Below are 22,131 nucleotides of genomic sequence, written 5' to 3' on the forward strand. Positions count from 1 at the left end.
TGGCAAGGCCGAGCGCCGTCCCGCCGTTCGCCACTCAATCCCCCAGCTTGGCATGGACCTCGTCGAGGTCGATCTCGCCCACCGGCATCTTGTTCGACGGATCGTCGAAATCGTATTTGAAAAGCTTGAAATCGCGGTTGTAGATTTCCTTGACCAGGTGCATCGACAGATCGTCGAAATAATCCGCGACCGGGTGCAGCCGCTTGGGCCCGTGCCCCTCGCTCTCGTTGAACCGGGGCACCGCGTCCAGCTTCACCTCGACCGGCGTGTCGATCGCCTCCAGAACCTCCTGCATCCCCTCGTCGAATTTCTCGGTCCAGAAGATCTTGTCATAGCGCCCGCCATTCACGATGAAGGTGCTCACATGCCCGGACATCGCGCTCCAGTGGATGTCGGGCTCCATCGGCCGGCGCCAGCGGATCGTGTCGCGCGCGAAGAGCAGGAACCGCCGGAAGCTCCTGATCTGGTCGAACTCGAACCCGTTCTCCGGGTCGCCCACTTCGATCCCGTATTTCTGGATGATGAGCGGCACCAGGTTTCCGCGATACCGCTTGCCGTTGCGCTGGATGCCGCAGATCTTGTCGAAAAAGGACGACAGGATGCGCGTGTAAGGGTTGCGCACACAGGTAAAGGCATAGGACGAATGGGTTTTCACATTGGCGTTGATCAAGGGTTGGCTCTCGTCGCGCGCCCATTTGTGCAGGCCCTCGGTCGCGTCGTGGATGTCGCCGTCGAAAAATTCGCCGTGATCCGAGTAATACATGATCTGCCCGATGGTCGAGCAGGCGCATTTCGGCACCACCCTGTAAACCACGCTTTCGCTTTCGGTCATCCAGGTTCCCGGGAACCCCATCCTGCGCCTCCGAAGTCTTGTCTTGTTTTTCTTGCGGATTCTATACCACCACCGATTCATGAAAGGAATGTCGATTTTCCCGGGCCCGACCGCCAGGTCCGGGGATCAAAAACGCCACTGACCCGGGTTTATTCACGGACCATTCACCTCTATCACTAAAACAATCCGGGGCATAAGGAGCAGATCGTTTCCCGCAATGGCAAGAATCGCCTTCATATTGCTGTGTCACAAGGACCCCGAGGCCATCATCAAGCAGGCCGAGCGCCTCACGTCGGTGGGCGACTACATGGCGATCCATTTCGACGCCCGCGCCAAACCCGAACATCACGCGCGCATCCGCGCCGCGCTTGACGACAACCCCAACGTGACCTTCGCGAAAAAGCGCATCAGGTGCGGCTGGGGCGAATGGAGCCTCGTGCAGGCGTCGCTGAACGCGATCGAGGCCGCGGTCGAGGCGTTTCCGCGCGCCACCCATTTCTACATGCTCTCGGGCGATTGCATGGCGATCAAGTCGGCCGAGTACGCCCATGAATTCCTCGACCGCGACGATTGCGATTACATCGAAAGCTTCGACTATTTCGAAAGCGACTGGATCAAGACCGGCTGGAAAGAGGAGCGATTGATCTATCGCCACTGGTTCAACGAGCGCACCCAGAAAAAACGCTTCTACGCCATGTTCGAGTTGCAAAAGCGCCTCGGCCTGACACGCGCGATCCCCGATGACATCCAGGTGATGATCGGCTCGCAATGGTGGTGCCTGCGGCGGCGCACCATCGAGTGGGTGCTCGATTTCACGCGCGCGCGCCCTGACGTGATGCGGTTCTTCCGCTCCACCTGGATTCCCGACGAAACCTTTTTCCAGACCTTGGTGCGTCACCTCGTGCCAGAGCGCGAGATCCGCTCGCGCACCCTCACCTTCCTGATGTTCACCGATTACGGAATGCCGGTGACCTTCTACAACGATCACTACGACCTGCTGCTCAGCCAGGATTTCCTCTTCGCCCGCAAGATCAGCCCAGAGGCCCGCGAACTCAAGCGCCGGCTGGGGCTGCTCTATGCGACACGCGGCTGGGATTTCAAGATCTCGAACGAAGGCCGCTCGCTCTTCAAGTTCCTGACCCAGCGCGGCCGGATCGGGCGCCGCTTTGCCCCCCGCTTCTGGGAAAGCGAGGGCTCGCTCGGCCGCGAACGCGAACTCATGATCGTGGTCTGCAAGAAATGGCATGTCGCCAAGCGCCTGATCGAGCGGATCCGAAAGATGACCAACATCCCCTGCATCGAATATCTCTTCAACGAGGAGGCCACACGCCTGCCCGACCTCGGGGGAATCCAGTCCTCCATGGGCAAACGCCACCGCCACCGCCGCGCATTGATGCGGATGCTTTTCGATTATTACGACACCGAACGCCTGATCATCTGCCTCGATCCCAACAATATCGACCTGCTCAACGATTTCTACGGCGACCGCTCGGTGACCCGTATGCTCGAAGTCGATTGCATGTTCAGCGACGATTACCTCATCGGTCACGCCAAGCGGATCGGCCTTGCCGGCGAAAAGACCCCGCAGGAAACGCTCGAACGCCTGCTGCCCACGATCCGCGGCGACATGCAGTTCGAGATCGACCAGATTCGCGATGCCGATTTTCCGAACCACCACCGGATTCGCGAAGCCGAACCGCCCGAAGTCAACGCCGAGGCACTGGGCCATTTCCTCGCGATCGACCGGGACAAGGCCCTCGAAATCGCCAAAACGCATTACCTCTTCGTCGATTGACCCCCCTTGCCCCCCCGGGCGCATTCGCCCATATTCACCACCGGAAACGGCAACCCGAAGGATGAAACGCGATGGTCACCGAGGCTCCCGAAACCCGCATCGTAGATCAATGGCGCGTCTCCTGCGACGGTGGCGAGGGTGCGCTGGGCCATCCCCGTGTCTGGCTACAGATTCCGCGGGAAACCGGCTATGTCGAATGTCCCTATTGCGACGCCAAGATCATCCACCGCGATTTCGAGGGCGAGGTCTGATCACGCCTGCCTGACCGACCGCCACGCGGCGCTTCGCGGGTCACGGTGCGCCGCGCAACCTGACGTGCCGATGCCGGTCCGGCATCGCGCCTCGCCCGGGCTGCGCGTCGACCGGCGTCAGTGTGCAAGGCCCCGTCGGATACGCGGCTCCGGCAGCAGGCTGGTCAGGCGACGCCAGAGCCATTCCCAGGGCCCGAACGGGAAGCAACTCAGCCAGAGATGGGCAAACGCGATCAGCATGGCATAGAGCCCGGCGGCAAAGGCCAGCACCCCCAATGTGCCCAACTGCCCGATCAAACCCAGGCCCCAGCCATAGAACAGGGCCTGTCCCGACACGGCGGTCGTCAGGTATCCGGTCAACGTCATCCGGCCCAGCGGCGCCAGCAATCGACGCAGCCAACCCACCGAAGGCCCGGCCAGCGCCGCGGCGATCAGCATGAGATAACCCAGCGACATGACCGGGCCCTCCAGTTTGAGCATGACCCAGAGCCCTTTGGGCTCCACGGCATAGCGCAACAGGAGATTCATCGTGAAACCGACCAGCGCGAAAATGAGGCCCAGCCGCAGCAATTGGTCACGACGCCCGGCCAGCGCCATGAGCACACCGCTCTTGCCGGCCGCGAGCCCCAGAAGGAAAAGCCCCATCAGCGTCATGAACCTCAACACAAACGTGCTGTCCGCGGCTTCGGACGCGGCAAAGATCATGTGCCAGTTCTGTTTTACCGTGTCGGTTACCTCTGGCGATGCAAAGGCATCGAGGCTTTCGGTATGGCCGCGCGGTACGGGGGTGGGCACCTCGTAGCCGCCCAATGCCAGAGTCATCGGTGCGGCGAGTATGAGCGCAAGCGCCAGCCCGGCAATGACCCCTGACGGCAGGCGCGCGGCAAACGGCAGGATCAGCCCCAGCACCGCGTAACTCATCAGGATATCGGCCCAGAAAAGGAACAGCGCGTTGAACAGCCCGATCATGAAGAGCACCACCAGTCGCCGGATGAAACGCACCGACGCATCACGCGACGAAAGCGCCTTGCCAAGGATCACGCTGAAGCTGAACCCGAACATGAACGAAAATGCCGCCAATGCCTTGTCGTCGACCAGGATGCGCACAATGACCCAGACGAGTTGATCGACGATGCCCAGGGCCTCCTCGCGCATTTCCGGGGTAAGATAGGCCAGGCCCGAAAACGTCATCATGTTCATGACGATAACACCGGCAAGAGCCACCGCCCGCAGCGAGTCGATCAGATCATTGCGTCTGTGCGTTGCTTCTGTGCTCACGCTGGAACTCCCTTCTGCAACTCTGTGCTTCCCGCGGATGCGTCGGCAAGCTCCGGCGCGAATGAATGGGCAGCCATTTTCTTTCGATACGACGAGCTTGTGAACAGGCACGCCAGCTGAGTAGTCGTGCCAAATGTCGGGCGGCGATCCGCGCATGTCCAGAGTCCGGCCCTCGCGCTGGCAAAATCTTGCCAAACGCAGTGCGCCCGTAAGGTGCGCGGGATGCGCTGCCAAAAGGCGGTCTCCGGCTGTCACCGCCCATGGCATTCGCACATGATCCCTCTGGCCCCGCCCGCGCCCATGTGCGAAACCTGTCCCCGTTCAACCGGGGGAAACGCATATGTCATTCGGCAAAGGCTGCCACCTGCACCTCATCGACGGCTCGGCCTTCATTTTCCGCGCCTATCACGCGCTGCCGCCGCTCACGCGCAAATCCGACGGGCTGCCCATCGGCGCGGTCTCGGGCTTCTGCAACATGCTCCAGAAATATGTCGAGGACGCCAGCGGCGACGACGCGCCCACCCATGCCGCGGTGATCTTCGACTATTCCGGCAAGACCTTTCGCAACGACCTTTACCCCGAATACAAGGCCAACCGCCCGCCTGCGCCCGAAGACCTCGTGCCGCAGTTCCCCCTCACCCGCGAGGCCACCCGCGCCTTCAACGTCGCCTGCCACGAGATCGAAGGTTACGAGGCCGACGACATCATCGCCACGCTGGCCAACCAGGCCCGCGAGTTGGGCGGGCGCGTCACCATCATATCGTCGGACAAGGATCTGATGCAGCTTGTCGGCGGCGGCGTGGAAATGCTTGACGCGATGAAGAACCGCCGCATCGACCGCGACGGGGTGATGGAGAAATTCGGCGTGCCGCCCGAGCGTGTGGTGGACGTGCAGGCGCTTTCCGGCGATTCGGTCGACAACATCCCGGGCGCGCCCGGCATCGGCCCAAAGACCGCGGCGCTTCTGATCAACGAATTCGGCGATCTCGACACGCTTCTGGAAAACGCCGACCAGATCAAGCAGCCCAAGCGCCGCGAAACCCTGATCGAAAAGGCCGACCAGATCCGCATGTCGCGCGATCTGGTGCTGCTCAAGACCGACACCCCGCTCGATTTCACCCTCGATGATCTCGAAGTGCACGACCCCGACCCCGACACGCTCCTGCCGTTCCTGGCCAGGATGGAGTTTCGCACCCTTTCCAAACGCATCGCCGACAAGATGGGCGTCGAACCCCCAATCATCGAGGATACGCCCGCCGCCGCCAATGACGATACCCCGCCCGACTTCCCCCCCATCGACCCCGCGCAATACGAATGCATCCGCGATGCCGACACGCTCTCGCGCTGGATCAAGCTCATCCATTCCCGCGGTTACGTCGCCATCGACACCGAAACCACCTCGCTCGACGAGATGCAGGCCGAGCTTGTGGGCATATCCCTCGCCGTGATCCCCGGCCAGGCCGCCTATCTCCCGCTTACCCACAAGGGCGGCAACGCCGATGACCTCTTCGGCACCGACACGCTCGCCGAAGGGCAGATGGACACCGACGCGGCGCTCGCCCTCCTCAAACCCGTGCTTGAGGATGATGCCGTCCTCAAGATCGGGCAGAACATGAAATACGACGCCAAGATCCTCGCCCGCCACGGCATAAACATCGCCCCCATCGACGACACGATGCTGATGTCCTACGCGCTCTTCTCGGGCATTCACGGGCACGGCATGGACGCGCTCTGCGAACGCTACCTCTCGCACATCCCGATCCCGATCAAGGATCTCATCGGTTCGGGCAAGTCGGCCATCACCTTCGACCGCGTGCCGCTCGACGAGGCGGTGAAATACGCCGCCGAGGACGCCGACATCACCCTGCGCCTCTGGCACCGGTTCAAACCGGAACTGCCCCGCGCCCGCGTCACCACCGTCTATGAAACGCTCGAACGCCCGCTCGTCCCGGTGCTGGCCGAGATGGAGATGCACGGCATTACCGTCGACCGCGACACGCTTTCGCGCATGTCCAACGCCTTCGCCCAGAAAATGGCCGCGCTCGAGGCCGAGATTCACGAGCTGGCCGGCGAGAAATTCAACGTCGGCTCGCCCAAGCAACTGGGCGAGATCCTCTTTGACAAGATGTCGCTCGATGGCGGCAAGAGGGGCAAGACCGGCGCCTATGCCACCGGCGCCGACGTGCTCGAAGATCTGGCCACCGAACACGAACTGCCCGCCCGCGTGCTCGACTGGCGCCAGCTTTCCAAGCTCAAATCCACCTATACCGACGCGCTTCAGGATCACATCAACCCCGACACCGGCCGCGTCCACACCTCTTACGTGCAAACCGGCGCCAGCACCGGTCGCCTTGCCTCGACCGATCCCAACCTGCAAAACATCCCCGTGCGCTCCGAGGAGGGCCGCCGCATCCGCGAAGCCTTCATCGCCCCCGAGGGCACCCGCCTCGTCAGCCTCGACTATTCCCAGATCGAGTTGCGCATCCTGTCGCATGTCGCCGGGATCGACACCATGAAACAGGCATTCCGCGACGGCCACGACATCCACGCCATGACCGCCTCGGAAATCTTCGGCGTGCCGCTGGACGAGATGACACCCGACATCCGCCGCAAGGCCAAGGCAATCAATTTCGGCGTGATCTACGGCATCTCCGGCTTTGGCCTCGCCCGCAACCTGCGCATCCCGCGCAGCGAGGCACAGGCCTTCATCGACGAGTATTTCAAACGCTACCCGGGCATCCGCGCCTACATGGACGACACCGTGAACTTCGCCAAGGAAAACGGTCACGTTGCCACGCTCTTCGGGCGCAAGATCCACACGCCGGAAATCTCTGCCAAGGGGCCGCGCGCCGCCTTCGCCCGCCGCGCCGCGATCAACGCGCCGATCCAGGGCACAGCCGCCGACGTGATCCGCCGCGCGATGATCCGCATGCCCGCCGCGATCGCGGGCCTGCCCGCGAAAATGCTGCTCCAGGTGCATGACGAGTTGATCTTCGAGGTCGAGGAAAATGCCGTCGATCGCCTCATCGACACCGCCCGCGAGGTGATGGAAGGCGCCGCCCACCCCGCCGTGCATCTCGACATTCCGCTGACCGTCGACGCGGGCCAGGGCGCCAACTGGGCCGAGGCGCATTGACGCCCCGACCCTCCCGGCGCCCGATCCGACGCCGTGGCACAGCGTGAGCCGGTTTGCCGTACCTGACGCCCGGCGCGGGATGACTCTCGCCCATGTCAACCATGCAGCACCAAGCGGTCCTTGCCCGGGAAGAGCGGCGAAGCCGCCGGGGCAGCGCCCGACCCCCCGGTCGGCCGCTGCCCTCCTGCCAAAGAGCCGCCAAACCCTTCTTGCGACCTTCCCTCGATACGGGAGAGGGTCGATGTGACATCGCGCTCGCCCGCACGCACGATCACCCGTCCTGCTTGATATCTGCCCCTCGCTTGCCCACAATCCGCCCAAGTCTCGCGCCATACCACGCGCATGACCGTCAGACGGAGTCGCCCCACATGCCCACCCTGCGTGCCCTGATCGCCACGCTCGCCCTTGTCGCCACGGCCACCCTTGCCCACCACGCCGTGGCCGAAACCGAAGAGCCCCGCATCCTCGTGATCGGCGATTCGCTTCTGGCCAAGAACAGGCTAGCCGATCGCAACGTCGCGGCCCGCCTCTCGGCCCTGCTTGATGAACCTGTTGCCGATCATTCCGTTGCCGGGGCATGGATGATCTATAACCTGCCGATCACCGGCGCGATGGGCCTTTCGATCCCGAAACAGTGGCGCGACGGCGACTGGGACTGGGTGATCATGAATGGCGGCGGCAACGACCTGTGGCTGGGATGCGGCTGCGACAACTGCGATTACAAGCTCAACCGGCTGATCGCCGAAAACGGCCGCCGCGGCGCGATTCCCTCGCTGGTGCAGCAAATCCGACACTCCGGCGCGCGGGTGCTGATCGTGGGCTACCTGCGCAATCCCGGGTTTTCCTCGCCGATCAAATCCTGCAAGGACGTGGGCGACACGCTCGAAGCGCGTATCGCACGGCTCGCCGAAATCGACCCCAACGTCTATTTCCACCCGCTCACCGATCTCGTGCCGCATGGCGATCTGAGCTTTCATGCCATCGACCGGATTCACCCATCGCTCAAGGGCTCCGATGCCATCGCCCGCCGCCTGGCAAAGGTGATCCAGTCCGCCCGGTGAGCCCGGCCGCGATGCTGGCGGAAAACCCGAACACCGCGCCAAACGCCGTTTCCCGCCCCTGATCTGCCGCTGTGGGGCAGTGCCGATTTAGCGAATCCGCTATTTCCGGCTATCCTGCCCCGACCGATTGCCCAAGGACGCCGCCATGACCCGCGAAACCAAGCTCATCCTCTGCCCTGTCAACCTGCGCCACGCCAAGGTCGCGACCGCCGCCTATGACGAGGCCGTCGAGATGGCCCGCCGCCGTGGCGCCCGTCTCATCGTCGTTACGGTCGCCCCCGAGATCGAGCGCAATCTCAACATCTACGATTCGAACGCCTACTGGTCGGGCGAGATGGACAAGTTCCTTGCCGCCAATCCGGCCGAAGGGGTCGAAATCACGACCATGGTGCGCAAGGGTGCGGTGCACCGCCAGATCGTCAAGCTGGCCGACGAGCAAAAGGTCGACCTGATCGTGATCGAAGCCGCCAACCCGAAGATCCAGGACTACCTGCTCGGCACCACGGCCAGCCACGTGGTCGCCCATTCCGAATGCTCGGTCTACGTGGTACGGGGCTGATCCCGCGCCCATGGGCCCTTGCAAATCCCCGCGGGACGACCATTACTCGGGCCATGCCACATGACCACCACGGACATCACCACCCCGACCCGTCGCTGATCGAAGGCGACCGCCGGGTCGGCGCCGCCATCGCCGTTAACCTCGCCCTGACCCTCGCCCAGATCGTGGCGGGGGTGATCTCGGGCAGTCTCGCGCTGATCGCCGACGCGATTCACAACCTTTCGGACGCGCTGTCGCTGGTCATCGCCTTCTATGCCCGCCGCATCGCCCGCCGCCCCGCGGACGAGGCGATGACCTTCGGCTATGGCCGGGCCGAGGTGGTGGCCGCGCTGATCAACTACACCACGCTGATCGTCATCGCGCTCTACCTCGCCGCGCAAGGGGTTGAGCGGCTGTTCAACCCGGTCGAGATCACCGGCTGGATCGTCGTCGCCGTCGCCGGGCTGGCGCTGGTGATCGACAGTGTCACCGCGGCGCTGATCTTTCGGCTCTCGCGGAACTCGATGAACATGCGCGCGGCCTTCCTGCACAACCTCGCCGACGCGATGGGCTCGGTCGCGGTGATCGTCGCGGGCACCCTGATCCTGCTTTACGACTGGCGGCTCGTCGACCCGATCGTCACGCTCTTCATCTCGGCCTATATCCTGTGGCACAGCTATCAGGGCATCCGCCCGGTGATCCGCGTCCTGATGCTGGCCACCCCCGAGGAAACCGACCTGCCCGCGCTCATCGCCGCGATGGAGGCGTGCGACGGGGTCGAGAGTGTTCACCATGTCCACCTGTGGCGCATGCAGGAGCACGAACCCGCTTTCGAGGCCCATGTCGTGCTTGCCCCCGGTGCCGACCCCGAAGCTGTCCGCAGTGACCTCAAGGCTCTGTTGCGCCGCGCATTCTCGATCTCCCACTCCGTGCTCGAGCTTGAAACCCCGGGCGCGGCCTGCCATGACAGTCCGCAGATCGGCCATTGAAACGGACAGCATGACAGACAAACCCCGCCCCACCCCGCAAGAGCTTGCCGACAGCCTCGTGTCGGTGCTCGATGTCGAACCGGTCGAGGAGAACTTCTTCCGCGGCATCGCCACCCCCGGCGCGCGCGGGCGCAGCTTCGGCGGACAGGTCATCGCACAGGCGCTGATGGCCGCCATCCGCACCGTGCCGGACGATCGCGCCAACCATTCGCTGCATGGCTATTTCATGCGCCCCGGCGACGCCACCAAGCCCGTTCTCTACCAGGTCGAGCGTGACCGCGACGGGCGCAGTTTCGCCACCCGCCGCGTGGTCGCGGTGCAGAACGGGCAGCCCATCCTCAACCTCGCCGCCTCCTTCCAGGTCGAGGAAGAGGGCCTGTCGCACCAGGACACCATGCCCGATGTCCCCGCGCCCGAAGATCTCAAGAGCGAGCTTGAGCTCGCCGCCGAATTCAAGGACGAACTGCCCGAGATGTTTCTCAAGTGGCTCTCGGTCCCGCGCCCGATCGAGATGCGCCACGTCACCCCGCGCCCGCCCTTCACCCGCGAACCCGCGCCCGAGCAAAGTTACTGGTTCCGCGTGACCGGCCGGATCGGCGAGGATGCGAACCTGCATCGCGCGGCGCTCGCCTATGCCTCGGATTTCGGGCTGCTGGGCACCTCGGCCTATGCCCATGCCAAGGCGTTTGCCGATCCCGACATGCAGTTCGCGTCGCTCGATCACGCGCTGTGGATTCATGGCCCGTTCCGCGCCGATGACTGGCTGCTTTACGTGATGGACAGCCCCTGGTCGGGCGGCGCGCGTGGCTTCAACCGCGGGCGGATCTTCACCCGCGACGGGCGGCTTGTCGCCAATGTCGCGCAGGAAGGGCTGATACGCCGGATCGCCCCGCGCGCGTGATCCCGCGCGCCCTCGGCGCCCGACGTCCAGCTTGTCATGGCAAATCGCTTTCGCCCCGACCGGGCAGCACACCGTTGCCCGGCAGGCGAATTTCCGCAGGAAAATCGGCTGCTGACCACCGGCGCGCAGGCGGCGCCGCAAAACCCTGTTGAACCCGGCCCCCGGACCTGTTCATCATCCGCTCACACGCGAAAGGGCCGCCGCATGACCATCCCCCAGATAGTGATCTTCTGCATTCTCGCGGCCACCATGGCGCTCTTCCTGTGGGGGAAATTCCGGCACGACATCGTGGCGCTGGCGGCGCTCATGGCCTGTGTCATCGCCGGTCTCGTGCCGGCCGACGAGGCCTTTGCCGGGTTCGGCCACCCGGCGGTGATCACCGTGGCCTGCGTGCTCGTGCTCAGCCAGGGCCTTCAGAACACCGGCGCGGTGGACTGGATCGCGCGCACCGTTCTGCCGCGCGAAAGCGGGCGGATGACGAGCATGGCGCTGCTCATGGGCCTCGGGGCGGCGCTGTCGGGATTCATGAACAACGTGGGCGCGATGGCGCTTCTGATGCCGGTGGCGGTGCAACTCGCCAACCGGCTCGATCTCACACCGGGGCAGGTGCTGATGCCGCTCGCCTTCGGCACCATCCTGGGCGGCATGACCACCCTGATCGGCACGCCGCCCAACCTCATTGTCTCGGGGTTTCGCAACGAGGCCGGCATGGGCCATTTCGGAATGTTCGATTTCGCCCCCATCGGGGCGGCCGTGGCGATTGCCGGGATCGCGTTCGTCGTCCTGATCGGCTGGTGGCTCGTGCCCGCGCGCAAACCCGCAGCGAGCGAGGAATTCGAGACCGGCCATTACATGACCGAGCTGCGGGTACCCGAGAAGAGCAAGGCGATCGGCCTGACCCTGCGTGGCTTCGAGCGCGGGATAGAAGAGAGCGACGCCCAGATCGTCGCCATGGTCCGCAACGAGGTGCGCCTGACCGCGCCACATGGCGGGCGGCGCATCGCCGCCGGGGATATCCTCGTGCTCGAGTCGGACGTCGACGCGCTGGCCAAGGCGCTCTCGGTCTATGACATCAAGCTCGAGGAAAGCGGATCCTCCACCCCCACGGAGGCAGAGCAGGCCCCCACCGAGGCCGAAAGCTCGGGCGAGGCGGACAAGCGGGCGGCAGAGAACGGGAAAGACGACAAGGACGAAAGCGACACGCGCGATGTGGACATCGTGCTGCGCGAACTGGCCATCCTGCCCGGCACGACCATCGTCGGACAATCGGCCAGCGACATTCGGCTGCGCACGCGCTACGGGCTCAACCTGCTGGCGGTGTCGCGCCACGGCCACCCGCCGCGGGCGCGGCTGCGCACGCTCAAGCTCAAGTCCGGCGATCTTCTGCTGATGCAGGGCCCGGCCGAGATGATGTCGGAATTCATCAACGATACCGGTTGCGTGCCGCTGGGCGCGCGCGAACTGCGCATTCCCGACAAGCGTATGGCCGTCGTCTCGGTCGCGATCATGCTTGGCGCCATCGCCGTCGCGACATTCGGCCTGCTGCCCGCGGCGGCGGCCTTCGCGCTCGGCATGCTGGCCTCGATGGTGCTGCGCACCGTGCCCCCGCGCGATGTCTATACCGCCATCGACTGGCCTGTGATCGTGTTGCTGGCCGCGCTCATTCCGGTGGCCGGCGGGATGCAGGGCACCGGCGCCGCGGCCCTGTTGGCCGAGTTCCTCGTCCTGACCGTCGCTCAGGGCAACGCCATCGCGGCCCTGGCCGTGATCATGGTCGTTACCATGATCCTCTCCAGCGTGTTGAACAACGCCGCCACCGCCGCCGTGCTGTGCCCCATCGCGCTCAGCATCGCCGCGACGCTGGACGTCAATGCCGACAGCTTCCTCATGGCCGTGGCGATCGGTGCATCCTGTGCCTTCCTCACTCCGATCGGGCACCAGAACAACACCCTGATCCTCGGCCTCGGCGGGTTCCGGTTCAGCGACTACTGGCGGCTGGGCCTGCCGCTCGAAGTGCTCGTGCTCGCGGTAAGCATTCCGCTCCTGCTGATCGTCTGGCCGCTGTGACTTCGTTCCGATGCGACACGCATTAACATTTTGCATGGTTAACGAATGGTTGATTCACCCGGCAGCCGGGCGGCAGCCGGGAGTCATACGCATATCACCCCCCGATTTTTCGTCGAAAACTCGTGTTAACCCTGGGGCGCAGAGCGTTAACCCATGTCAGGGGCTTGCCGCGCTCGGCAGCCTTGCCTGCCGCCACGCAACCCCCATCGGAAGCAACGCCACGACGAAACCGGCCAGCGTCAGAACCGTGTGACTGAGCCCCGCAACACCCCCCGCCGGTGACGCCACCATCAGACCCGCCAACAGCAGGAGCGCGCGAGACCCCAGCCCGAAAATCCCTTCGGGCAAGGGCCCGACAAAGCTCGCATAGCCCTGCAAGGCGGCCGAGATGAACCATACGCCAAGCAGCGCGCAGGCCAGCACCACCGCGACCTCCAGCGCCGGGCCTTGGCCGATAAGCGCTGGATTCAAAACGAAAAAGAAGGGGATGATATAGATCGTCCCGCCCAGCTTCATCGCCTCTATGCCGGTCCGCATCGCCCCCGCTCCGGCCATGGACGCGGCCGCGAATGCACCCAGCGCGACCGGCGGGGTGATGAAGCTGACCATGCCCCAGTAAAGGATGAACAGGTGCACCGCCAACTCGTTCAGACCGGCCTGCACCAGTGCGGGGGCCAACACCACGGCAAGGAAGATGTAACAGGCCGTCACCGTCATCCCCATGCCGAAGATGAACGCCGTCAACGCGCCCATGAGCAGCAGCATCGGAATGGAGTTTCCGGCCATATGCACCAGTTCATTGGCCAGGGGCCCGGTCAGCCCCGTCGCCTGAAACGCCCCCACGATCATCCCGATTCCCAGCAACACCGCCACCAGCTCCGACAGTGTCCGACCCACCGAAACGATGACATTGAGGAACCCCTCCCACGACATCCGGTCGCCCCGGTTGAACTGGTTCACGACCAGCAACAGGACCACGGCATAGAACGGCGCCGTCGTCTCCCAGCGATAGGCGACCATCAGGAAGATCAGCAGGGCGAAAACCGCCACGTAAAGCCAGCCCGAGCGCAGCGTCTCCCCCACGCGCGGCAGGTCGGCCCGCGCCATCCCGGTCAGCCCGCGGCGCGCCGAATAGGCGTCGATCTGCATGAAAAGACCAAAGAAATAGAGGATCGACGGGATCGCCGCGGCCAGCATGATCTCGACATAGGGGCGACTCAGCCATGACGCGATGACAAAGGCGGTGGCCCCCATGATCGGCGGCATCAGAACCCCCCCGGTCGAGGCGCAGGCCTCGGTCGCCGCCGCGTAACGCGGCGAGAAACCTGATTTCTTCATCGCCGGAATCGACACCGCCCCGGTGGTCAGCACGTTCGAGATGACCGACCCCGACATCGAGCCCATGAAGCCGCTGGCAAAGATCGAAACCTTCGCCGCACCGCCGCGATAGCCGCCCACCAGCGACAACGCGAGGTTGTTGAAGAACTTGCCCCCGCCGGTGAATTGCAGCACCGCACCGAACAGGATGAACCCGATGACTAGGTTGCCGAACGCCTTCATCGGAATACCGAACGACGCCTCGGACGAGATCATGAAATAGGGGATCACGTCGCGGAACGGCTGCGTGAATCCGTTCAACGGATCGGGCACGTGCCCGGCAAAGGTCGGGTAGAGCGAAAACACCAGCACGATCCCGAACAGGACCATCCCCCCGGCCCGCCGCGTGCCTTCGAGAATCAGCACGTAAAACAGCACCGACATCCAGATCGCGTAATCGGGTGGCGCGTATTCCCACCCGGAATCAAGGCTCTGGCCCGCCGTGGCCGTGAAGAACCCCGCCACCCCAAGCGCGATGACGGCCAGTGCCCAGTCATGGATTGGAACAACGGGGGATGGTGGCCCCCAGGCCCGGAAGGTGATGAATGTCAGGCTCAGGAACAGCCCTGCCAGAAGGTAGAGATACGTCCCCTCCAGAAAGGAATACCCCCCCAGCCGCAGGTTGAAGAGCTGATTGACCGCAAGCCCAATCGCCGCAAGCGTGCATACGATGATCATCCAGCGCGCAGGCCCGGTATAGGTCAGCCGCTCCGCCGCCTTTTCGGCCTCGATGGCCGCCGTGGCGCGGTCTTTCGTTTCTGCTTGTGCCGCCATCTCGATCACGCCCCTGCAACCCGGTCACGCCCGGGAAAACCAGTGAATCCGGCGGGCAGACCGCCCGCCGGAGGCTTCATGTCAGGGCTCAGAAGACGACAGCAAACCCGCCATCCTCCAATGCCTCGCGACGTTTGGTGGCCCAGGCCTCCTCCCAGTCATCAGGGTTCTCGGCCTCAAGCTCTTCCCACGCCGCCTTCAGCGCCGCCTGGCGGGCAACGAGCATGTCGTTGTGTTCCTGGTGCTCGTCGGTCCACACGCCGATTTCCTTGTAATAGCGGATCGCGCCGTCATGATACGGGGCCACCCACTGGAAATCCTGCTTGTCCAGCGCCCAGCCGCTGATCCCCGGCGCGTCGCCATCATAGTCATCGAAAAAGACATGCATGGCCTTGGTCATTTTATAGGTCAGGTCCTCATCCTGCGCCGCGTAGGTCATCAGCACCGGATAGGCATAGCCCGCGGTCGGCGCCCCGTCCGTTCCGTCGATCTCGGCACCAACCGTCGCCATCATCGGCGTAAAGAACGGGGCAATGGCCTGCATCCGCTCCAACGCCTCGGTGTCATCGGGGTCGATCGGCGGCCAGTAAACGCCGCGCGGCCCCGACGCCGCCTCATAGGCCATGCCCGAATTGGTCGAGGCAAAGGCCGCATCTGTGGTGCCGTCCATCATGCCTTTCCAGCTGTCGCCGAAACCGCCGAATTCGACCACTTCCACATCATCCCATGTCAGGCCACCATAGGCGAGATAGGCCTCGTTGTTGGTGTTGAGCGACGGTGCACCCTTCACAAGGCTCACCCGCATGCCCTCGAGGTCGGCATAGGTGAAGCCTTCGCAATCGGGCTTGCCGGCCTTTTCACAGGCTTCTGCTGCAACTGCCAGCGAGAGCCCCACCGCGCCGCCGTTATTGGCCGCCAGAACACGTACAGGCTGTGGCCCCCAGTTCTTGGCGCCGAACTGGAACACGCCCTCCTGCGCCATGAACGATCCGCCCACGCCGTTGGCCGAGAATTGAACCTTGCCCTGGCGGACAGGCTCGGTACGGGCAATGTCGTTCTTGCCGGGCAGAACCCGCAGGTTGACGCCCGCATCCTGAAGCGCCGCGCCGATCGCTACGGCCTGGTTGTAACCGGCCGATCCGGTGCCATAGGCGGTCCATGTGATCTGTCCGGGCAGCTCGACCTCCTGCGCCGCAATCGGAGCACCCATCAGGCAGAGCGCCATCGTCAATGAAAACTTGTGCATTTTTCTCCTCCCTGGTTGACCCTGCCCGCGCCCTTCGGACTCCGGCAAAGCTCCTCAAATGTCCGACGCACCGGGCAATCCTGTCAATCTTGGCGCGATCTTACGTGACGTGACAGGCATCAACGTCCAAAAATACGGGGAGAGGCCACGGTTTACGCCAATCACCAGGTTTTCCGGGCCCGCCGAAACAGCCCCCCCCAGCCGGGATTGCCCGATTCGCCTGCACCGAAGCACCGTGAAATCACGAGATTCAAATCAACGTGCATCTCGGCGCCGATATTCGTGCGACCACTTGGGGTTGGAGTCTGGTTGCTCTATGGTAGTCACAAGAGCAGGGCGAAATATGACAGCGAATCTCACCACGAAATTGTTGACCTGTTGCGCCCTCGGCCTCGGCGTTGCCCATGGCGCGCAGGCGCTCGACAAGGTGGAGTTGACCGTGTCCGGTCCGCAATCCGATGCGCTTGGCGATGCCCTGCGGTCAGCCTCGGTTCTGCGCGGTCTCGTGGACAATCCCGAAGCCACCGCCGACGACATCCTCGCTGCCGCACGCGGCGATTATGCCCGCCTGGTCGAGGTGCTCTATTCGGAAGGCTATTACTCGGTCGATGTAAGCATTCTGATCGACGGGCGCGAGGCCGCGCTGATCGACCCGTTTCGCGCGCCCGAACAGATCGGCAATGCAACGATCACAGTCGATCCCGGACGCTTGTTCCGATTTGGCGCGGTGCGGATCGAACCCTTGGCAGGCGAGCGCCCCCTGCCCGACCGCTTCCGCCCGGACGCACCAGCGCGCGCGCGCGTTGCGCGCGAGGCCACGCGCGAGGCGATCAACGACTGGCGCAATGCCGGCCATGCCAAGGCACGCATCACCGATCAACGCGTCCTGGCCCGTCATGACAGCGCGCGCCTGGATGTCGATGTAGACGTCGCGCCCGGCCCGCGCGTGCGCTTCGGCACTGTCACCGTCACTGGGCAAAGCGCTGTGCGCGACTCGCGGATACGGCGGATCGCGGGCCTGCCCCGAGGTGAGACCTATGACCCCGACGCTGTCGACAAGGCCGCCACCCGCCTGCGCAAGGTCGGAACCTTTTCCTCCGTGCAAGTGAACGAGGCCGAAACCGTCACCTCCGATGGCGCCCTCGACATGGAAATCGCGGTGGTCGATCGCCGCCCGCGGCGGATCGGCGGCGGGTTGGAATATTCGAGCTTCGACGGCTTGACGCTGTCGGGCTACTGGCTGCATCGCAACCTTCTGGGCGGGGCCGAGCAGTTTCGCGTCGACAGTGAAATCGCCCAGATCGGCGGCACCGGCCAGGGCACCGACTATTCGCTCTCCTTTCGTTTCGAACGCCCTGCCGTTTATGGGCCCGACACGCTCTTCTTCGCCGAGGCCGGGTTCATCTACAGCGACGAGCCGCGCTTTCTTGAAGAAAAGTTCCGCTTTACCACCGGGGTCTCGCGCGAGTTCAGTGAGCGGCTTTCGGGTGATCTGGGCATCGGTTACGAATATGCCCGCATCACCGATCGCTATGCCCGCATATTCACTCAGCGTGAAATGCAACTGCTGAGCCTGCCGCTCTCGCTGACCTATGACAATCGCGACGATCCGCTCGATGCATCGCGCGGAATCTATGCCCGGGCCGAACTGACGCCGTTCTACGAGACCTTCGATGCACAGACGGGCGGGCAAGCCACGCTCGACCTGCGCTCCTATCGCGCGTTGGGCGAAACCGGCGGAACGGTTCTGGCCGGGCGCTTGCAGCTTGGCGCACTGGTCGGGCCGGAAGCCCGCGCCGCGCCGCCTGATTTCCTGTTCTACTCCGGCGGTGCGGGCACGGTGCGCGGCCAGCCCTACAAATCGCTCAACGCCGATTATGGCGGGGTCGAACTTGGCGGGCGCAGCTTTGCGGGCCTCTCGGGCGAGTTGCGCTTTCCCGTCGGCGACCGGATCGGCCTTGCCGCCTTTGCCGATGCGGGCTTCATCAGCGGCGGGTTCTTCGAAGAAGGCGACTGGCATGCCGGGGCCGGGCTGGGGGTGCGTTACAAGACACCGGTCGGGCCGATCCGGGTCGACCTTGCCGGTCCTGTCGCTGGCGACACCGGCAACGGGGTGCAACTCTACATCGGGATCGGGCAGGCGTTCTGATGCGATTTCTGGCGATATGTCTGGCCCTTCTTGTCCCGCTCGGCGCCCTCGCTCAAGACAGCGAAAGCGACCGTGGTTTCATTCAGGGCCTGCTGGAAGACGCGCTTTCCGCACCGGGGCGAGATGTCCGCATGGAAGGCTTCGCCGGGGCGCTGAGTTCGCGCGCCACGATCGAGAAAATCATCGTCACCGACCCCGACGGCGTCTGGCTCACCGCCTCCGATCTGGTGCTGGTCTGGAACCGCTCTGCCCTGTTGCGCGGCCGGATCGCCATTGAAGAGATCACAATCGGCCAGATCGAGTTGTCCCGGCCGCCTTTGCCCGCCGGGGACACCATGCCGAGCCCCGAGGCGGGCGGCGACTTTTCTCTGCCTGATCTGCCGGTCTCGGTCGATATCGCCGAACTGGCAATAAACCGGGCCGAGCTTGGCGCGGCATTTCTCGGGCAGGACGCCGCGTTGTCCCTCAACGGCAAGGCGTCGCTTGCAGGCGGGGCGGGCGAGGCGTCGCTCGACGTCGAAAGGCTTGATCGCCCGGGGCAGTTCACCCTTGAGGGCGCGTTCGACAATACCACCCGCGACCTGCGCATCGACCTTGCCCTCGCCGAGCCCGAGAACGGTCTTGCCGCCAATCTGCTGGGCTTGCCCGGGCAGCCGTCGATTGCCATGGAGTTGCAAGGCGACGACCCGATCAGCGATTTCACCGCGCGCATGCGACTGGCCAGTGACGAACAGGACCGCATGACCGGCACCGTCACCCTGATCACTGATGAGGACGGCGCAACAGGGTTCGAGGCGGCGCTTGACGGCGATCTGGCCCCGCTTCTTTTGCCGGAGTTCGCCGCGTTTCTGGGCGATCAGGTCACGCTCGACGCGCGCGGGGAACGCGGTGCCGATGGCGGCTTTCTGCTCGATCGGCTCGACATCGACACGGCGGCGATGCGGATCACCGGCGCCGCCGAAATCGCGGCCGATGGCTGGCCGCGCAAACTGACGCTCGATGCCGCGATCACCCCGCCCGAGGGCGACCGCGTGACCCTTCCCCTGCCAGGCCCGCGCACAACCGTCCGGGCGGCAAATCTCGCGGCGCGCTTTGATTCCGCATCGGGCGATGAATGGCGGATCGACGGCACCGCAACCGGGATCGAACAGGAGGGGGTGCGAATCGAATCGGCCGAACTCGGCGGCTCGGGGCGCATCCTGCGCGCGGCGCAAAGCGTTTCTGGCGCGCTCTTGTTCGAGGCCGACGGCCTGTCCGCGCCAGAAGATCCCGACCTGGCGCGCGCCCTGGGCGAGGCATTGCGCGGCGGGGTCGATTTCGGCTGGTCGGCGGACGCGCCGCTGCGGCTGCGCAACCTGTCGCTCCGGGGAGCCGATTTCGGCATGGACGGCACCGTCACGGTCAGTGCGCCCGGCGACATCGGCACTTTGACCGTCGTGCCCGATCTGCGACTCGACGCTGACGACCTTGCCCGTTTTGCCGGGCTGGCCGGGATCGAGATTGGCGGACGCGCCGATCTCGCCATCACCGGCCAGGTCGAACCGTTGACCGGGCGCGTGGCACTTCGCTTCGATGGCAATACCGGCGACCTCTCGACCGGAATCACCCAACTCGACCCACTGCTCGCCGGTCAGGGCCAGCTCACCTTCGGACTTGACCGCGACGAGGCCGGGCTGCGCGCCAATCCGATCCGGCTCCGCACGGATCACGCGCGCATCGACGCCGAGGCCAACCTTGCCAGCGGCAAGAGCACGGCGCGTCTCACCGCCCGCATTCCACAACTCGGCCGCGCCCTGCCCGGGCTCGACGGTGCGGCAGACCTGACCGCAACGGCCGAGCAACAGGGCGAGGTCTGGACCCTGAGCGCCGACAGCACCCTGCCCGGTGACGCTGAGATGACATATCGTGGCACCATCACCGGCGACGGGGTCGAACGTCTGTCGGCCGATGGCACCTTCTCGGCCGAGATCGGACGGCTGGCCGCGTTTTCCACTATCGCCAATCGCCCTCTGGCCGGATCGTTGAACCTCACCGCCAAAGGCAATGCCGATCTCCTCGCGCAAAGCTTCGATCTCGACGCAAGCGGCCAGACCCGCGCGCTTGATGTGGGTCTCCCCGCGCTGACCCCGCTTCTGCGCGGGGCAACCCGGTTCGACATTGCCGCCGTCCGCGATGAGAATGGTCATCTGACCCTTGACAAGCTCGATCTCGACGCTCCCACACTTGATGCCTCGGTCAGCGGCGAACTGGGCGCCGAGGATGGTCGGTTCGATTATCGCCTTTCCCTCGCCGATCTCGGGCAGATCGTTCCCGAGCTGCCCGGCGCCGCGCAGCTTTCTGGCAGCGCCACCAAGGCTGACACGCGCTGGCGGATAGATACGCAGGGCCAGGGGCCGGGCGGCATCACGCTCGCACTCGACGGTACGGTGGCCGAGGACGGCACCCGCGCCGATCTGGGCGTGACCGGAACGGTGCCGCTGGCGCTGGCCAATGCGCGGCTTTCGGGACAGGCGCTTTCGGGATTGGCCCGACTGGACCTGAGACTCGACGGGCCGCTGGCCCTCGACTCGCTTGCGGGGCGCATCAGCGTCGATGATGCAAGGCTGTCGCTTCCCGCGCGGGCCATCGCGCTTGAACGTTTGCGCGGGCAGGTCGACCTTTCTGGCGGGGCGGCACAGGTCGCCCTCGACGCCGATGTCTCGACCGGGGGGCAGGTCCGGCTGCGCGGTCCGGTCACGCTCTCGCCACCCTTCCAGGCCGAGCTGGACGTGGACCTCGTGGATATGACCCTGCGCGACCCATCGCTGTTCGAGATGGTGCTCGACGGTGCGTTGTCGCTCGACGGGCCATTGACAGGCGGGGCGCGGATCGGCGGGCAGATAGACCTGCGCCACACCGAGTTGCGCATCCCGGATCTGGGCCCGTCCTACTCTCCGCTCGACGGTTTGCGCCATTTCCGACCGCCCGGCAGGGTCCAGCGCACCCTGAGCTATGCCGGGATGGACCAGAGCAGCGATGACTCCGGCACCGCCATGGCCGATTTCCCCCTCGACATCGTGATCTCGGCTCCCAATCGCCTCTTCGTGCGCGGGCGCGGGCTCGATGCCGAACTGGGCGGCAGCCTGCGCCTCACGGGCTCGACCAGTGACATCGTGCCGAGCGGCCAGTTCGACCTGATCCGCGGGCGGCTCTCCCTCCTGGGCCAGCGGCTCAACCTGACCGAGGGCAGCCTTACCATGCGCGGCAGCTTCGATCCGGTAATTGCCTTCGCCGCGACCTCGCAGGTCGAGGAATTCGCCGTTTCCCTGCGTCTCGACGGGCTGGCCTCGGCGCCCGACCTGGCCGTGACATCGGTGCCGGACCTGCCACAGGAAGAGGCGCTGTCGCTGTTTCTCTTCGGGCGCGACGTGACGCGGATTTCTGCCTTTCAGGCCGTGCAACTGGCCGCCGCGATCCGCACCCTGTCGGGGCAGGGCGGGACCGGCCTCACCGACGGGCTGCGCCGATCGCTGGGCGTGGACGATCTCGATATCGGCATGGATGACGACGGCACCACGCAGGCCCGCGTGGGCAAATACATCTCCGAGAACATCTATACCGACGTCACCGTCAAGGGCGACGGTACGAGCCAGATCAACCTCAACCTCGAAGTCAACCGCCGCACCACGGTCCGCGGCCGCCTTGGCAGCGACGGCAACAGCGGGATCGGCGTGTTCTTCGAACGCGACTACTGATCG

General features: G+C 64.8%; 14 protein-coding genes. 10 read left to right on the plus strand and 4 right to left on the minus strand.

What is annotated here, in order from left to right:
* Positions 1–34: 34 nt before the first annotated feature.
* On the minus strand, positions 35–853 hold the full coding sequence (locus ACESL9_RS02820; RefSeq protein ID WP_372611702.1) for a sulfotransferase family protein: 819 nt from the start codon (positions 851–853) through the stop codon (positions 35–37).
* 196 nt (positions 854–1,049) lie between these two features.
* Here ACESL9_RS02820 and ACESL9_RS02825 point away from each other — a divergent pair, with 196 nt between their 5' ends.
* The gene (locus ACESL9_RS02825) at positions 1,050–2,627 is read left to right on the plus strand and encodes a DUF5928 domain-containing protein (RefSeq protein ID WP_372611700.1); all 1,578 of its coding nucleotides are present in this window, start codon (positions 1,050–1,052) and stop codon (positions 2,625–2,627) included.
* Between the two features lie 71 nt (positions 2,628–2,698).
* Positions 2,699–2,878: a zinc-finger domain-containing protein gene (locus ACESL9_RS02830; RefSeq protein ID WP_372611698.1), complete on the plus strand. Its 180-nt coding sequence runs from the start codon at positions 2,699–2,701 to the stop codon at positions 2,876–2,878.
* Between the two features lie 117 nt (positions 2,879–2,995).
* Here the strand turns inward: ACESL9_RS02830 and ACESL9_RS02835 are convergent, their stop codons facing one another.
* Positions 2,996–4,156, minus strand: a complete 1,161-nt coding sequence (locus ACESL9_RS02835; protein ID WP_372611696.1) for a DUF418 domain-containing protein — start codon at positions 4,154–4,156, stop codon at positions 2,996–2,998.
* Between the two features lie 340 nt (positions 4,157–4,496).
* Between ACESL9_RS02835 and polA the strand changes: the two genes are divergently transcribed.
* The 6 genes from polA to ACESL9_RS02865 all read left to right on the plus strand — a co-directional run bounded on the left by polA (position 4,497) and on the right by ACESL9_RS02865 (position 12,848).
* A complete protein-coding gene (gene polA / locus ACESL9_RS02840) occupies positions 4,497–7,292 on the plus strand; it encodes a DNA polymerase I (RefSeq protein WP_372611694.1) in 2,796 nt (931 codons plus the stop codon).
* Positions 7,293–7,660: 368 nt separating this feature from the next.
* Positions 7,661–8,353 carry an SGNH/GDSL hydrolase family protein gene (locus ACESL9_RS02845; protein ID WP_372611692.1) on the plus strand — a complete coding sequence of 231 codons (693 nt, stop codon included), beginning with the start codon at positions 7,661–7,663 and terminating at the stop codon, positions 8,351–8,353.
* 145 nt (positions 8,354–8,498) lie between these two features.
* Positions 8,499–8,912 carry a universal stress protein gene (locus ACESL9_RS02850; RefSeq protein ID WP_372611690.1) on the plus strand — a complete coding sequence of 138 codons (414 nt, stop codon included), beginning with the start codon at positions 8,499–8,501 and terminating at the stop codon, positions 8,910–8,912.
* A 53-nt stretch (positions 8,913–8,965) separates the two neighbouring features.
* Positions 8,966–9,880, plus strand: coding sequence for a cation diffusion facilitator family transporter (locus ACESL9_RS02855; RefSeq protein ID WP_372611688.1), 915 nt, complete (start codon positions 8,966–8,968; stop codon positions 9,878–9,880).
* Between the two features lie 10 nt (positions 9,881–9,890).
* The gene (locus tag ACESL9_RS02860; protein ID WP_372611686.1) at positions 9,891–10,781 is read left to right on the plus strand and encodes an acyl-CoA thioesterase; all 891 of its coding nucleotides are present in this window, start codon (positions 9,891–9,893) and stop codon (positions 10,779–10,781) included.
* Positions 10,782–10,985: 204 nt separating this feature from the next.
* Positions 10,986–12,848 (plus strand): SLC13 family permease, encoded by a 1,863-nt coding sequence (locus tag ACESL9_RS02865; RefSeq protein ID WP_372611684.1) that lies wholly within the window; start codon positions 10,986–10,988, stop codon positions 12,846–12,848.
* A 156-nt stretch (positions 12,849–13,004) separates the two neighbouring features.
* Here the strand turns inward: ACESL9_RS02865 and ACESL9_RS02870 are convergent, their stop codons facing one another.
* Together ACESL9_RS02870 and ACESL9_RS02875 are read right to left on the minus strand one after the other, a co-directional pair.
* On the minus strand, positions 13,005–14,999 hold the full coding sequence (locus tag ACESL9_RS02870; RefSeq protein ID WP_372611682.1) for a TRAP transporter permease: 1,995 nt from the start codon (positions 14,997–14,999) through the stop codon (positions 13,005–13,007).
* Positions 15,000–15,087: 88 nt separating this feature from the next.
* Positions 15,088–16,245 (minus strand): TAXI family TRAP transporter solute-binding subunit, encoded by a 1,158-nt coding sequence (locus tag ACESL9_RS02875; RefSeq protein WP_372611680.1) that lies wholly within the window; start codon positions 16,243–16,245, stop codon positions 15,088–15,090.
* 343 nt (positions 16,246–16,588) lie between these two features.
* On the opposite strand from ACESL9_RS02875, the gene ACESL9_RS02880 reads away from it, so the two are divergent.
* Positions 16,589–18,394 carry an autotransporter assembly complex protein TamA gene (locus tag ACESL9_RS02880; protein WP_372674479.1) on the plus strand — a complete coding sequence of 602 codons (1,806 nt, stop codon included), beginning with the start codon at positions 16,589–16,591 and terminating at the stop codon, positions 18,392–18,394.
* Positions 18,394–22,128, plus strand: a complete 3,735-nt coding sequence (locus tag ACESL9_RS02885; protein ID WP_372674480.1) for a translocation/assembly module TamB domain-containing protein — start codon at positions 18,394–18,396, stop codon at positions 22,126–22,128. Before ACESL9_RS02880 ends, ACESL9_RS02885 begins: the two co-directional genes overlap by 1 nt.
* Positions 22,129–22,131: the final 3 nt, after the last annotated feature.

The organism is Aquicoccus sp., from assembly GCF_041686535.1.
Taxonomy (GTDB): Bacteria; Pseudomonadota; Alphaproteobacteria; order Rhodobacterales; family Rhodobacteraceae; genus Aquicoccus.

Excerpts from the sequence above, each read along its gene's own strand:
- ACESL9_RS02820 (WP_372611702.1), bottom strand. The coding sequence starts at position 853 with ATGGGGTTCCCGGGAACCTGGATGACCGAAAGCGAAAGCGTGGTTTAC.
- ACESL9_RS02825 (WP_372611700.1), top strand. The coding sequence starts at position 1,050 with ATGGCAAGAATCGCCTTCATATTGCTGTGTCACAAGGACCCCGAGGCC.
- ACESL9_RS02830 (WP_372611698.1), top strand. The coding sequence starts at position 2,699 with ATGGTCACCGAGGCTCCCGAAACCCGCATCGTAGATCAATGGCGCGTC.
- polA (WP_372611694.1), top strand. The coding sequence starts at position 4,497 with ATGTCATTCGGCAAAGGCTGCCACCTGCACCTCATCGACGGCTCGGCC.
- ACESL9_RS02845 (WP_372611692.1), top strand. The coding sequence starts at position 7,661 with ATGCCCACCCTGCGTGCCCTGATCGCCACGCTCGCCCTTGTCGCCACG.
- ACESL9_RS02850 (WP_372611690.1), top strand. The coding sequence starts at position 8,499 with ATGACCCGCGAAACCAAGCTCATCCTCTGCCCTGTCAACCTGCGCCAC.
- ACESL9_RS02855 (WP_372611688.1), top strand. The coding sequence starts at position 8,966 with ATGCCACATGACCACCACGGACATCACCACCCCGACCCGTCGCTGATC.
- ACESL9_RS02860 (WP_372611686.1), top strand. The coding sequence starts at position 9,891 with ATGACAGACAAACCCCGCCCCACCCCGCAAGAGCTTGCCGACAGCCTC.
- ACESL9_RS02865 (WP_372611684.1), top strand. The coding sequence starts at position 10,986 with ATGACCATCCCCCAGATAGTGATCTTCTGCATTCTCGCGGCCACCATG.
- ACESL9_RS02870 (WP_372611682.1), bottom strand. The coding sequence starts at position 14,999 with ATGGCGGCACAAGCAGAAACGAAAGACCGCGCCACGGCGGCCATCGAG.
- ACESL9_RS02875 (WP_372611680.1), bottom strand. The coding sequence starts at position 16,245 with ATGCACAAGTTTTCATTGACGATGGCGCTCTGCCTGATGGGTGCTCCG.
- ACESL9_RS02880 (WP_372674479.1), top strand. The coding sequence starts at position 16,589 with ATGACAGCGAATCTCACCACGAAATTGTTGACCTGTTGCGCCCTCGGC.
- ACESL9_RS02885 (WP_372674480.1), top strand. The coding sequence starts at position 18,394 with ATGCGATTTCTGGCGATATGTCTGGCCCTTCTTGTCCCGCTCGGCGCC.